General features: G+C 69.0%; 14 protein-coding genes. 9 read left to right on the forward strand and 5 right to left on the reverse strand.

The annotated features are described in order from the left end of the window. The first annotated feature begins 72 nt into the window (after positions 1-72). From ACK4S2_RS09915 to ACK4S2_RS09940, 6 genes are all read left to right on the forward strand, one after another. Positions 73-570: a GNAT family N-acetyltransferase gene (locus ACK4S2_RS09915; protein ID WP_409623588.1), complete on the forward strand. Its 498-nt coding sequence runs from the start codon at positions 73-75 to the stop codon at positions 568-570. A 31-nt stretch (positions 571-601) separates the two neighbouring features. Then, positions 602-1,357, forward strand: coding sequence for an EcsC family protein (locus ACK4S2_RS09920; protein WP_409623590.1), 756 nt, complete (start codon positions 602-604; stop codon positions 1,355-1,357). 69 nt (positions 1,358-1,426) lie between these two features. Next, complete coding sequence (locus ACK4S2_RS09925; RefSeq protein ID WP_409623592.1) at positions 1,427-2,290, forward strand: DMT family transporter; 864 nt, start codon at positions 1,427-1,429, stop codon at positions 2,288-2,290. A gap of 147 nt (positions 2,291-2,437) precedes the next feature. Further along, on the forward strand, positions 2,438-3,319 hold the full coding sequence (locus ACK4S2_RS09930) for an ATPase (protein WP_409623594.1): 882 nt from the start codon (positions 2,438-2,440) through the stop codon (positions 3,317-3,319). Positions 3,320-3,429: 110 nt separating this feature from the next. Continuing rightward, positions 3,430-4,356, forward strand: a complete 927-nt coding sequence (metA, locus tag ACK4S2_RS09935) for a homoserine O-succinyltransferase (RefSeq protein ID WP_409623596.1) — start codon at positions 3,430-3,432, stop codon at positions 4,354-4,356. Further along, positions 4,328-5,287: an alpha/beta fold hydrolase gene (locus ACK4S2_RS09940; RefSeq protein ID WP_409623598.1), complete on the forward strand. Its 960-nt coding sequence runs from the start codon at positions 4,328-4,330 to the stop codon at positions 5,285-5,287. The genes metA and ACK4S2_RS09940 overlap by 29 nt, the downstream gene beginning before the upstream one ends. Positions 5,288-5,341: 54 nt before the next feature. Here the strand turns inward: ACK4S2_RS09940 and ACK4S2_RS09945 are convergent, their stop codons facing one another. Genes ACK4S2_RS09945 through ACK4S2_RS09965 form a run of 5 tightly spaced genes read right to left on the reverse strand, consistent with a single transcriptional unit; the run spans position 5,342 to position 8,997 of the window. Beyond that, positions 5,342-5,935 (reverse strand): DedA family protein, encoded by a 594-nt coding sequence (locus ACK4S2_RS09945; RefSeq protein ID WP_409623600.1) that lies wholly within the window; start codon positions 5,933-5,935, stop codon positions 5,342-5,344. Next, the gene (locus ACK4S2_RS09950) at positions 5,932-6,237 is read right to left on the reverse strand and encodes a hypothetical protein (RefSeq protein ID WP_409623602.1); all 306 of its coding nucleotides are present in this window, start codon (positions 6,235-6,237) and stop codon (positions 5,932-5,934) included. Before ACK4S2_RS09950 ends, ACK4S2_RS09945 begins: the two co-directional genes overlap by 4 nt. Further along, positions 6,234-7,418: a vWA domain-containing protein gene (locus ACK4S2_RS09955; protein ID WP_409623605.1), complete on the reverse strand. Its 1,185-nt coding sequence runs from the start codon at positions 7,416-7,418 to the stop codon at positions 6,234-6,236. Before ACK4S2_RS09955 ends, ACK4S2_RS09950 begins: the two co-directional genes overlap by 4 nt. Positions 7,419-7,435: 17 nt before the next feature. Then, positions 7,436-7,600, reverse strand: coding sequence for a hypothetical protein (locus ACK4S2_RS09960; RefSeq protein ID WP_409623607.1), 165 nt, complete (start codon positions 7,598-7,600; stop codon positions 7,436-7,438). Between the two features lie 17 nt (positions 7,601-7,617). Continuing rightward, positions 7,618-8,997, reverse strand: a complete 1,380-nt coding sequence (locus ACK4S2_RS09965; protein ID WP_409623609.1) for a DUF2927 domain-containing protein — start codon at positions 8,995-8,997, stop codon at positions 7,618-7,620. 268 nt (positions 8,998-9,265) lie between these two features. Between ACK4S2_RS09965 and xth the strand changes: the two genes are divergently transcribed. The 3 genes from xth (at position 9,266) to ACK4S2_RS09980 (ending at position 11,891) form a co-directional block, all read left to right on the forward strand. Next, positions 9,266-10,048, forward strand: coding sequence for an exodeoxyribonuclease III (gene xth, locus ACK4S2_RS09970; protein ID WP_409623611.1), 783 nt, complete (start codon positions 9,266-9,268; stop codon positions 10,046-10,048). 216 nt (positions 10,049-10,264) lie between these two features. Further along, positions 10,265-10,594 carry a hypothetical protein gene (locus ACK4S2_RS09975; protein ID WP_409623613.1) on the forward strand — a complete coding sequence of 110 codons (330 nt, stop codon included), beginning with the start codon at positions 10,265-10,267 and terminating at the stop codon, positions 10,592-10,594. Then, positions 10,545-11,891 carry a DNA-packaging protein gene (locus ACK4S2_RS09980; protein WP_409623614.1) on the forward strand — a complete coding sequence of 449 codons (1,347 nt, stop codon included), beginning with the start codon at positions 10,545-10,547 and terminating at the stop codon, positions 11,889-11,891. Before ACK4S2_RS09975 ends, ACK4S2_RS09980 begins: the two co-directional genes overlap by 50 nt. The last annotated feature ends 43 nt before the right edge of the window (positions 11,892-11,934 follow it).

The raw sequence follows: 11,934 nt of genomic DNA on the forward strand, positions 1-11,934 counted from the left end.
TCCGCACCCCCTTTGAACTCGCCCGGCTTGCGTGCTAGGCGACGCGCGGGCAAGGCGGCAGGGGGGCGCAAGATGTTCCGGCTCGAGGAGGAAACCCCCGACGACTACTGGGAGGTCGAAGGGCTCTACGACCTGTGCTTTGCGCCGGGGCGCGAGGCGTTGTCCTCCTACCGGCTGCGCGACGGGGTGCGCAAGGTCGACCCGCTTTGCCTTGTGCTGCGCGACGGCGAAGGGGTGCTGGCGGCGGTGATCCGCTATTGGCCGGTGCGGGTGGGGGGCAAGCCCACGCTGCTGCTGGGGCCGGTGGCGGTGCACCCCACGCGGCAAGGCGAAGGGCTGGGCGGCCTGCTCATCCGCGAAAGCCTGGCCGAGGCGCGGCGGCTGGGCTGGGACCGCGTGCTGCTGGTGGGCGACGCGCCGTATTACCGCCGCTTCGGCTTCGAAAAGCGCGAAGGCGTCGAGATGCCGCCGCCGACCAACCCCGAACGCGTGCTGGGCCTGGCTTTGCGCCCCGGCGCCTGGGACGGCGTCGCGGGCAAGGTCACCCGGTTCACCGACCCGGCCGGTTGAAACCGCAGGCGGGCGCCACCATGTTCCGGCCATGACCCTGCCTGCCCTTGCCGCCCCCTTTCCACAGGCCGAAATCGCCGCGCTGGCCGAACGGGCAGCGCGGGCCGGCGGGCGGCGCATGGCCTTGCTCAACCGGCTGGGCGGCACGGTGGAATCGCGGCTCAAGCTGCTGCCCGAGCCGGTGCGCGCCCAGGTGCTGGCCGTGACCTCGGCGGCGCTGGCGCGGGCCTGCGGGCTGGCCGCGCACAGCACCCGGCTGGGGCGGCTGGGCGGGCGCGGCCACATGGCGCTGGCCGGGGTGACGGGGGCCGCCGGCGGGCTGGGCGGGCTGGCCACGGCCGCGGCCGAATTGCCGGTGACCATCACCCTGATCCTGCGCGCCATCCACGAGGTCGCCGCCGACCACGGCTTCGACCCTGCGCGCCCCGAGGTCCAGCGCGAGGGGCTGCGCGTCTTTGCCTCGGGCAGTCCGCTCGCGGCCGACGACGGGGTGGATACCGCCTTCATCGGTGCCCGGCTGACTCTGACGGGCCCCGCGCTGCACAGCATGATCGCCACCGTGGCGCCCAAACTGGCCACGGCGCTGGGGCAAAAGCTGGCAGCGCAGACCGTGCCGGTGCTGGGCGCGGTGGCCGGCGCAGGGCTGAACCTGACCTTCGTCGATTATTACCGCGACCTGGCCGAAGTGCGCTTCGGCCTGTTGCGGCTGGCGCAGGCGCACGACCCGCAGCGCGTGGCGCGCGCCTTTGCCCGCGCGGCGGGCGCCGGCCGCCTGACTGCCCGCTGAGCGCACCGGCGGCATCTGGACAATCCCGCGCGCCCGTCCCATGGTCGGGCGCGCCCACAGGATGACCCGATGCCGACCCAGACCCGCCCGCTTGCCGCCGCCCTGTGGATGCTGGGGTCGATCCTGTCCTTCGTGGCCATGAGCATCGCCGGCCGGGCGCTGAAGCCGTTTCTCGACGTGCCCGAGATCATGTTCTGGCGGTCGGTGATCGGGCTGGCGATCGTGGTGGCCATCGCCCGGGCGCTGCGCGTGCCGAACCTCGCGTCGCGCGCGCGGCTGAAATGGCACGGGCTGCGCAACGCGGTGCACTTCATGGGGCAGGGCCTGTGGTTCTGGGCGCTGATGACCATTCCGCTGGCGCAACTGTTCGCGCTGGAGTTCACCTCGCCGATCTGGGTGATCCTGTTGGCGCCTCTGCTGCTGGGCGAGCGGTTGACGCGGGTGAAACTGCTGGCCGCGGCCTTGGGCTTTGCCGGGGTGATGGTGGTGGCGCGCCCCGAATTCGGCCACCTCGACCCCGGGGTGTCGGCGGCGCTGGCGGCGGCGGTCTGCTTTGCGGGCAACATCATCCTGACCAAGCGTCTGACCGGGACCGAGCCGATCGTCACCATCCTGTTCTGGCAGATGGTGATGCAGCTGGGCTTCGGTCTGGTGCTGACCGGGTGGGATCTGCACATCACATTGCCGCCTCCGGCCGCGCTGCTGCCGCTGGGAATCGTCGGTGTGGGGGCGCTGGTGGCGCATTTCAGCCTGACCAAGGCGCTGTCGCTGGCGCCGGCCACCTTTGTCATCCCGATCGACTTCGTGCGCCTGCCGATGGCGGCGGTGATCGGGGTCTGGCTTTACCGCGAGCCGCTGGAATGGGCAGTGCTGGGCGGCGCGGTGCTGATCTTTCTTGGCAACTGGGTCAACATCCGCTACGGCGCGCGCTGAGCCTGTGCCGCGCCTGGCCTCATCCCCGACCGGGGGTTTTGCACCCGTCGCCGATCGGTTCCCGAACCGATGGCGAAGGGGCGGCAACCCCTGCAGGATATTCGGGCCAAGGCAAAGCAGGCAGCGGTTTTTCAGGATGGACTGACGATGCGCCTTGCCCCCTTGCTCTATCCTTCGTCGGCCGCCTGGCGGGCCTGCACCCGCAAGCGCGTGCTGATGTTCGGCATGTCGGGCCTGGGCAAGACCCATGTTGCGGCCATGCTGCGCGGGCGGGCCGGCTGGTTCCACTATTCGGTCGATTACCGCATCGGCACGCGCTACATGGGCGAGCTGATTGCCGACAACTTCAAGCGCGAGGCGATGAAGGTGCCGCTGCTGCGCGAATTGCTGATGACCGATTCGGTCCACATCGCCTCGAACATCACCTTCCAGAATCTGGCGCCGCTTTCGACCTATCTGGGCAAGCCGGGCGATCCGGCGCGGGGCGGGCTGCCCTTTGCCGAATACCGCAAGCGTCAGGACCAGCACCGCGAGGCCGAGATTGCCGCCTTGCTGGATACGCCGCGCTTTGTCGCCCGGGCCGAGGACATCTACGGCTATCGCCACTTCATCTGCGATTCCGGCGGTTCGATCTGCGAGGTGGTGGCGCCCGAGGATCCGCAGGATCCGGTGCTGTCGGTGCTGGCGCAGAACCTGCTGATGGTCTGGATCGAAGGCTCCGAGGCGCATACCGCCGAGCTGATCCGCCGCTTCGACCGCGCGCCCAAGCCGATGTATTACCAGCCCGCCTTCCTGACCCGCGCCTGGGAGGATTACCGCACCGAAACCGGTGCCGCCGAGGCCGCGGTGGACCCCGACGCCTTCGTGCGCTGGACCTACGCCCGCGCCCTGGCGCACCGCCAGCCGCGCTATGCCGCGATGGCGCGGCACTGGGGCATCTCGGTCACGGCCGACGAAGTCGCCGCCTTGCAATCCCCCGAGGATTTCGACGACCTGATCGCCCGCGCGCTGGACAGGGCCGACCCTTGACCGGGGCAGGCGCAAACCCCTACATCCGGTCTTCTTCACCTTGACCCAAATATCCTCCGGGGGTGCGGGGGTGGAAAACCCCCGCTGCGACGCTGGAAAAGGACCCGACAATGCCGATCAAGCTGCCTGAAACCCTGCCTGCCTACGACATCCTCGCCCGCGAGGGCGTGATGGTCATGGGCGAAGGGCGCGCGGCACGGCAGGACATCCGGCCCTTGCGCATCGGGCTGCTGAACCTGATGCCCAGAAAGATCACCACCGAAACCCAGTTCGCCCGGCTGATCGGGGCCACGCCCTTGCAGATCGACCTGCACCTGATCCGCATGACGGAACACCAGTCGCGCCATACCGCGCCCGAGCACATGGAAACCTTCTACCGCACCTTTGCCGAGGTCGAGGCCAGCGGCGAGCGGTTCGACGGGCTGATCGTGACCGGCGCCCCGATCGAGCATCTGGAGTATCACGAGGTCACCTACTGGGACGAGCTGACCCGGGTGTTCGACTGGACGCAAACCCATGTGCATTCCACCTTCGGCGTGTGCTGGGGCGGCATGGCGATGGCCTGGCATTTCTACCGCCTGCCGAAATACATGTTGAAGGCCAAGGCCTTCGGCTGTTTCCGGCATCGCAACCTCGTGCCGTCCTCGCCTTACCTGCGCGGCTTTTCCGACGATTTCGTCATCCCCGTCAGCCGCTGGACGGAAATGCGCCAGGCCGACATCGACGCGGTGCCGGGGTTGGTGACGCTGCTGGCCTCCTCCGAGGTGGGGCCTTGCCTTGTCGAGGATGCGGCGCATCGGTCGTTGTGGATTTTCAACCACTTCGAATACGACAGCGACACGCTGAAAGGCGAATACGACCGCGATGTGGCCAATGGCACGCCGATCAACGTGCCCTTGAACTATTATCCCGATGACGATCCCGCGAAGCCGCCGCTGAACCGCTGGAGAAGCCACGCGCACCTTCTATATGGCAACTGGATCAACGAGATCTATCAGACCACGCCCTATGACCTTGCCGAGATTGGCCGCCCTTAGCCTGCTGACCGCCTTTGCCGCCGCCGGATGCGGTGCGGTGGCGGATGGCCGGTTGCTGGCAAGGAAGGTCGAGGCCGAGGCGGCCTATCCCCCCACGGGCCGGCTGCTGGAGGTAGAGGGCATCCGCGTCCACGCCGACCAGCGGGGCCGGGGCCCGGATGTGGTGCTGATCCACGGGGCCAGCGGCAATACGCGGGATTTCACCTTTGCCCTGGCCGACCGCCTGGCACGAGAGTTCCGGGTCACGGCTTTCGATCGGCCGGGGCTCGGCTGGTCGGACTGGCCGGGGGATCAGGCGGTCAGCCCGTTCGAGCAGGCCCGTATCCTGCGGGCCGCAGCCGGGGAACTGGGAATCCGCCGGCCGGTCGTTGTGGGCCATTCCTACGGCGGATCGGTGGCCATGGCCTGGGCCTTGTCGGACCCGGCCGGAACCGGCGCTGTCGTCAGCCTGGCCGGCGCCACCATGCCCTGGCCCGGCGGGCTCGGCCCCTGGTATGCCGTCACGGGGTCGGACTTCGGGGCGGCGACGGTGGTGCCGCTGATTTCGGCCTTCGTGCCGCTGGATCGCGCCGAACGCGCCATCGCCGGCATTTTTGCCCCTGATCCGGTGCCGGCGGGCTATGCCGACTATATCGGGGCGGGATTGACCCTGCGGGCCGAGACGCTGCGCGCCAATGCCAGGCAGGTGTCGCGGCTGAAGCCTTATGTCGCTGCCATGGCCGAGGCCTATCCGCAGCTTCGGGTTCCGGTCGAGATCGTGCACGGCACGGCCGATTCCATCGTGCCGCACAGCATTCATGCCGAACCGATGGCGAAACTGTTGCCGCGGGCGCGGCTGACCTTGCTGGACGGGGTGGGGCACATGCCGCATCACGCCGCCCCGGAGGCGACGCTGGCCGCGATTCGCCGCGCGGTGCAGGCATCGCGCTAGCTTTGCAATCTGCAACCAGCGGCTTTTGCATCCTGCGAATTGCAGGATGCAAAATCAGTCGCGCCGCGTGCGCCGCAGCAACAGCCGCGCCAGCAGGGCCGCCACCCCTGCGGCGGCGGCAAAGCCGGCCAGGCTGCCCATCAGGCTGCCCAGCCGGTCGACCTGCGCGGCAAAGGCCCAGCCGAGCCCGACATAGAGCACCACCCAGGTTGCCTCGCCCGTCACGGAGCCAAAGGTGAAACGGTGCCAGCCCAGCCGCATCGCCCCCGCGGCCAGGTTGACCCACGGCCCCAGCGGGCTGAACAGCCAGCGCGTCAGATAGACGGTGACGAAGGCGTTGCCGTCGAGTTGCGCGCGGGCGCGGGCCAGCATCCGCGCGCGCGAAGGCCGGGCGGTGGCGCGGGCCAGCCAGCCGGCCCCGGACCGCCCCAGCCACCAGCCCGCCTGATCGCCCAGCACCGCACCTGCCAGCGCCGCCCCCGCCACGCCCGGCAAGGACAGGTCGCCCGTGGCAGCAAAGGCCCCGCCCGCCAGCATCGCCAGCGACGAGGGCACCGGAAGCGCAAGGCAGGAGGCAAAGGTGATGGCCCCGACCAGCGCCGCACCGTAAACGGGCACAAGCCCCAGAAGCGTCTCGGTCAGGGTCATGGCGCGGGCCGCAGCGCTTCGACCGTGGCGATCAGATCAGCCAGCGGAATGCCCTTGCGCGCCGCGATCGAAGCCAGCGACTCGCGCGGGGCGCTGCCGGGTTCGAGGCCGAGGGCAGGGGCCAGCGCCGCCGGTTCGAGGCCATAGACCCGGACAAGATAGCGCGGGGTCATCCAGCCTTCGACCGGGCGGGTCGGATCGGGGCCCCAGCCGGCCAGCACCAGCGCGGCGCGGATCAGAAAGAACGCCGCCAGCAGCAGGGCAAGCCCGAGGCCCGCCAGCAGCCAGCGCCGGCGGGTCACCGGCCCAGATCCTTGATGCCGCGGCCAAGCCCTTCGAGCGTCATCGGCACCATGCGGTTTTCGAAGATGTCGCGGATCAGGCGGATGGATTGGGTATGGTCCCAGAACCGTTCGGGGGTGGGGTTGATCCACAGGTTGCCCGGCCATTGCTGGCGGGCACGCTGCAACCAGACCTGGCCGGCCTCGGGGTTCCAGTGTTCGTTGGCGCCGCCGGGGTGCAGCACCTCGTAAGGCGACATGGTGGCATCGCCGACGAAGATGCACTTCCAGTCGGGGCCATAGGTGCGCAGGATCTCGGCGGTGGGGGTCTGCGCCTCCCACCGGCGGCGGTTGTCGCGCCAGACGCCTTCGTACAGGCAGTTGTGAAAGTAGAAGTATTCCAGATGCTTGAACTCGGCCCGGGCGGCGGAAAACAGCTCCTCCACCACCTTGACGTGGGGGTCCATGCTGCCGCCGACATCGAGGAACAGCAGCACCTTGACCGCGTTGCGCCGCTCGGGGCGGGTTTTCACATCGAGCCAGCCCTGTTCGGCGGTGGCGCGGATGGTGTGGTCGAGGTCGAGCTCCTCTTGCGCGCCGTCGCGGGCCCATTTGCGCAGCCGCTTCAGCGCCACCTTGATGTTGCGGGTGCCAAGCTCGACCTGGTCGTCGAGGTTGCGGAACTCGCGCTTGTCCCAGACCTTGACGGCGCGGCCGTGGCGGCCCTTGTCCTGGCCGATGCGCACGCCTTCGGGGTTGTAGCCGTAGGCGCCGAAGGGCGAGGTGCCGGCGGTGCCGATCCACTTGTTGCCGCCCTGGTGGCGGCCCTTTTGTTCCTCGAGCCGCTGGCGCAGGGTTTCCATCAGCTTGTCGAAACCGCCAAGGGCCTGGATTTCGGCCATTTCTTCGGGGCTCAGGTGCTTTTCGGCCAGTTTCGCCAGCCATTCGGGCGGCAGGTCCAGCGCGTCGAGCACCTGTTGCACCGACAGGTTTTCCAGCCCCGCAAAGGCGGCGGCAAAGGCGCGGTCGAAGCGGTCGATGTGGCGTTCGTCCTTGACCATCGCGGCGCGGGCCAGAAAATAGAAGCCGTCCACATCGTAGGTCACCAGACCCGCGGCCATGCCTTCGAGAAAGGCAAGGTATTCGCGCAGCGAAACCGGCACCCCGGCGCGGCGCAGACCGTCGAAGAAGGGCAGGAACATGCCCGGCCCCCCTGCCGTCAGGCGAACTTGTCCAGCAGGACGGTTGCGAACAGGCCGAGGATGCCGAAGGCAATGGAAAACGCAGCAGCGTATTGTGCCACGTCGAGCGGCGCGCCCTTGCGGCGGCGCGCCAGATAGCCGCCCCACAGGGCACCGGACAGGAAGCCCGCGATGATGAACATGGGTCGCCTCGGGTTCGTCAGTTGCGGCTGGCCACGCGACCGGGAGCAAGGTTTGCCACCTCGCGCAAGCGCGCCTGCACCTGGGTTTCGGAACCGAACCCATAGCGCGCCCAGCCCAGACTGTCGAGACGGGTGGCGGCCGCTTCGGCGCTGCGGCCCGAAGCCTCCAGAGCCTCGGCCCGCAGCATCTTGAGCGTGGCCAGCACCGCGGCATTCTGTTCGCGCATCATCGGCGGCATGGCGCGGTCGGTCAGGCGCAGCACCTGGTCATACTGGCCCGAGGTCAGCGCGAAGGCGGCCATCTGCATGTCGACATGCGCCTGATGCAGCGTGCCGCCCGGCAGGCCGGCGTAAAAGCGCCCGGCCTCGGCAAAATGGATGACCGACTGTTCGACCTGCGAGGCCATCGAAAGCCGGGCGAACACGAAATGCGAAAAGGCGCGGCGGTTGTCGGACCAGCCGTAGGATTGCGCCAACGACAGCGCGCGGGCGGCGCCGGCGCGGCGGGCGCTGTCGGAGCTGCCGGGCGACAGCGCGGTTTCGATGGCCGAAATCCAGTCGCGCGGGGTATGGGTGCTGCCGGCGCCGGCGGCACCGCCGCCGGCCGGGTTCAGGCGGGCCAGAATGCCGGGCAGGCGGGCCGAAACCTCGGCCCGGGACATGCCCGAGCGCAGTTCGGGGGCATAGGTCGTGCGCATCACCAGCATGTCGAAGCCGGTGAGCACGGTGTTGAAGTTGTCGTCGTTGAAGACCGAATCCGACAGGTGATAAAGGTCGTTCAGCGGGCCTAGCGCCTGGGCGAGCTCTTCGTGCAGGCAGTCGCGCGCCTCTTGCGGGGCGACGTCGGAGGGGATGAAGATCGCGGCCCGGGTGCGGGTGGTCAGCGTCGTCCAGTCGATGGTGGCGCTGCCGCGGGCGGCGCGGAATTCGTCCCACGAGCCGACGCGGGGCACCACGAAGCAGGCGGCGTTCGGCACAGCGGCCTTCATGGTGGCGCGCGGCAGGAACTGCACCACGATGCCGGCCGAGGCGGCGTCGGCGGTCTGGGCGATGTCGATGCCGGCTTCGGCGCGCAGGCGGCCGAGCAGGGCCGACAGGTCGCGCTGCGCGGTGGCGGGAACCTGGCCGGTCATCGCCACGCGCACCGGACCTTCGAAGCGCGAGAAGGTTTCGATGCTGCGCCCGCTTTCCATGCGGAAGGTCAGGTCCATGAAGTCGGCCGCGACCGAGGCGTTGGAGCGCGCGACACGGGCGGCGGCTTGCGGCGCGAAGGTGGCGGGGGGCTGGGCGGAAGGCGCGACCTCGGCGGCAATGGCGCGGCGCTGGGGCAGCTCGGTCGATTGCGGGGTGACGCACCCCGACAGCGCCAGCATCGACAGAAGGGCAAGGCGCCTCATGCCGTCACCAAGGCGTGCCCGGCGCTGGCGCGCACGGCTGGCAGGCGAAAGCGGGAGGGGGCGAGGGCAGCGGGCATGGCAGTTCCGAAGAATCCTGTGTCACGGGCAGGTTATCCGGCTTTGTTCAGATTCGGAAACCCTAAGTTGGAAACAAACCCGGCCCAAGGTTGCGGATTTGGCGAATTGGGCGAAACAGTGGCGAAACCCGGGCTTGGCGCCGGGCGCCCGCGCGGAGTATGGATGGAGGGCACGGCCAGCGGGGGACAGGATGCGGATTCATACGTTCAACATCAACGGGATAAAGGCCCGATTCGAGGCGCTGACCCGCTGGATGTCGGAATGCCGCCCCGAGCTTGTGCTGTTGCAGGAGATCAAGTCGGTGGACTACGGTTTCCCCCGCGCGGCGTTCGAGGACATGGGCTACCGGGTGGAAACGCACGGGCAGAAAAGCTTCAACGGGGTGGCAATCCTGTCGCGCCTGCCGCTGGAGGATGTGGTGCGCGGCCTGCCGGGCGATGATTCGGACGAGCAGGCGCGCTGGATCGAGGCCACGGCGATCGGGGAAACCTGCGCGGTGCGGGTGGCGGGGCTGTATCTGCCCAACGGCAACCCCGCACCGGGACCGAAGTTCGATTACAAGCTGGCCTGGATGGAACGGATGCGCGCGCGGGCCGCGACGCTGCTGGCCACCGAGGAGCCGGTGGTGCTGGCCGGCGACTACAACGTGATTCCGCAAGCGGAAGATGCCGCGCGGCCCGAGGCCTGGGTGGACGATGCGCTGTTCCGCCCCGAATCGCGGGCGGCGTTTCGCCGGATTCTGGCTTTGGGGTATTACGATGCGTTCCGGCTGCGGGTGCAGGGCCCGGGGCATTACACGTTCTGGGATTACCAGGCCAGCGCGTGGGAGCGCAACAACGGCATCCGCATCGACCATCTGTTGCTGAGCCCGCAAGCCGCCGACCTGCTGCGCGATGCCGGCATCGACAAGGCCGAGCGCGGGCGCGACAAGCCTTCGGACCATGTGCCGGTCTGGGTGGACCTGGCAGCCTGACCCTTTGAAAACAAGGGGTTGGCGCCAAGTGTGAAGGCAGGGTTACCGCAGCGCACGCCGGGGGATTTGCAACCCGGAAGAAACAGTTTGACTTTGCGAACGCCCTAAGGTAGAGATAGGGCATGCTGGAAGAAGTGGGTCAGCGGCGACGGGCAACCGGGCGCCGCTTTTTCATTTCGCTCGTGCGGAGTGCATGAGAGGCAGGTTCGACAAACCATGACAATCCACACTCCCGTCACTCAAGACGGGCTTTCGCGGAACGAAGCCGCGGAGGCCCTGGAACTGTTCGATCTGGCCAGCGCGATCTTGCGGCAACTGCTGGACGAGGCCCGGGGGGCTGCCTCGGACGGCACGGCGCGGGAACTGGCCACCTATACCAAGGACGTCAGCAGCGCCTTGAAGGTGCTGATCACGGAGAGGCAGCATGTTGAGAAACTTCGCCGAGACGCCGGGGACCTGGGAGGCGGCCGGGACTTCGACCTTGACGCGGCGCGCGATGAGATCGGGCGCCGTCTGGCTTGCCTCCGCGACGCCGGAGCAGATTGAGGCGTTTCTGGGCGGCCTGAGCGACACGACCCTGGCGGCCTTGCCCTGGATTTTCGAGTTCTGGGCGCTGCCGCACCAGTTGCCGCCCGAAGGCGCGTGGAAGACCTGGGTCATCATGGGGGGGCGCGGCGCCGGCAAGACGCGCGCCGGGTCGGAATGGGTGCGCGCCGAGGTGGAAGGCGCGCGTCCCGGCGACCCGGGGCGGTCGCGGCGCGTGGCGCTGGTGGGGGAAACCATCGACCAGGTGCGCGAGGTGATGATCTTTGGCGAAAGCGGCATCCTGGCCTGTTCGCCGCCCGACCGGCGGCCCGAATGGCAGGCAGGGCGGCGGCGGCTGGAATGGCCGAACGGCGCGGTGGCCGAGGTCTATTCGGCGCATGAACCCGACAGCCTGCGGGGGCCGCAGTTCGATGCCGCCTGGGTCGACGAGCTGGCCAAGTGGAAGAAGGCCGAGGACACCTGGGACATGTTGCAGTTCGCGCTGCGGCTGGGCCAGCACCCGCGCCAGGTGGTAACGACGACGCCAAAGAACGTCGGCGTGCTGAAGGCGATCCTGCGGAATCCGTCGTCGGTGGTTACCCATGCCCCGACCGAGGCGAACCGGGCCTATCTGGCGGCAAGCTTTCTGCAGGAGGTGCGCAACAGGTATCGCGGCAGCCGGCTGGAGCGGCAGGAGCTGGACGGCGTGCTGCTGGAGGACGTGGAAGGCGCGCTGTGGACCCATGCCATGCTGGACGCCGCCCATGTGGACAAGGCACCGCGGCTGGACCGGATCGTGGTGGCGGTGGACCCGCCGGTGACCGGGCACACCAGTTCGGACGAATGCGGCATCGTGGTGGCGGGCGTCAGCATGAAGGGGCCGCCGCAGGACTGGATCGTGACGGTGCTGGAGGATGCCACCGTGGCCGGGTGCAGCCCGCAAGGCTGGGCCGAGGCGGCGGTGGCGGCGTTCCGGCGCCACGAAGCCGATCGGATCGTGGCCGAGGTGAACCAGGGCGGCGATATGGTGACCGGGCTGATCCGCTCGATCGACGGGGCGGCGCCGCTGAAGGCGGTGCGGGCCAGCAAGGGCAAGTCTGTGCGGGCCGAGCCGGTGGCGGCGCTCTACGAGCAGGGGCGGGTCAAGCACTTGCCGGGCATGGTCGGGCTGGAAGAACAGATGTGCCGCATGACCTTGCGCGGCTATGTCGGCAAGGGCAGCCCCGACCGGGTGGACGCGCTGGTCTGGGCGATCAGCGAACTGGTGGTGGACCCTTCGGCCAAGCCCGTGGCGCCGCCGCGGGTGCGGGGGTTGTAGCCCGCGGGCAAGGGTGCTTGGGGCGGCCGGGTCGATGTCGGGC

It is taken from the genome of Gemmobacter sp. (assembly GCF_046292685.1).
Lineage (GTDB): Bacteria > Pseudomonadota > Alphaproteobacteria > Rhodobacterales > Rhodobacteraceae > Wagnerdoeblera.

Excerpts from the sequence above, each read along its gene's own strand:
- xth (WP_409623611.1), top strand. The coding sequence starts at position 9,266 with ATGCGGATTCATACGTTCAACATCAACGGGATAAAGGCCCGATTCGAG.
- ACK4S2_RS09915 (WP_409623588.1), top strand. The coding sequence starts at position 73 with ATGTTCCGGCTCGAGGAGGAAACCCCCGACGACTACTGGGAGGTCGAA.
- ACK4S2_RS09940 (WP_409623598.1), top strand. The coding sequence starts at position 4,328 with ATGACCTTGCCGAGATTGGCCGCCCTTAGCCTGCTGACCGCCTTTGCC.
- ACK4S2_RS09980 (WP_409623614.1), top strand. The coding sequence starts at position 10,545 with ATGAGATCGGGCGCCGTCTGGCTTGCCTCCGCGACGCCGGAGCAGATT.
- ACK4S2_RS09975 (WP_409623613.1), top strand. The coding sequence starts at position 10,265 with ATGACAATCCACACTCCCGTCACTCAAGACGGGCTTTCGCGGAACGAA.
- ACK4S2_RS09920 (WP_409623590.1), top strand. The coding sequence starts at position 602 with ATGACCCTGCCTGCCCTTGCCGCCCCCTTTCCACAGGCCGAAATCGCC.
- metA (WP_409623596.1), top strand. The coding sequence starts at position 3,430 with ATGCCGATCAAGCTGCCTGAAACCCTGCCTGCCTACGACATCCTCGCC.
- ACK4S2_RS09965 (WP_409623609.1), bottom strand. The coding sequence starts at position 8,997 with ATGAGGCGCCTTGCCCTTCTGTCGATGCTGGCGCTGTCGGGGTGCGTC.
- ACK4S2_RS09925 (WP_409623592.1), top strand. The coding sequence starts at position 1,427 with ATGCCGACCCAGACCCGCCCGCTTGCCGCCGCCCTGTGGATGCTGGGG.
- ACK4S2_RS09955 (WP_409623605.1), bottom strand. The coding sequence starts at position 7,418 with ATGTTCCTGCCCTTCTTCGACGGTCTGCGCCGCGCCGGGGTGCCGGTT.
- ACK4S2_RS09945 (WP_409623600.1), bottom strand. The coding sequence starts at position 5,935 with ATGACCCTGACCGAGACGCTTCTGGGGCTTGTGCCCGTTTACGGTGCG.
- ACK4S2_RS09960 (WP_409623607.1), bottom strand. The coding sequence starts at position 7,600 with ATGTTCATCATCGCGGGCTTCCTGTCCGGTGCCCTGTGGGGCGGCTAT.
- ACK4S2_RS09930 (WP_409623594.1), top strand. The coding sequence starts at position 2,438 with ATGCGCCTTGCCCCCTTGCTCTATCCTTCGTCGGCCGCCTGGCGGGCC.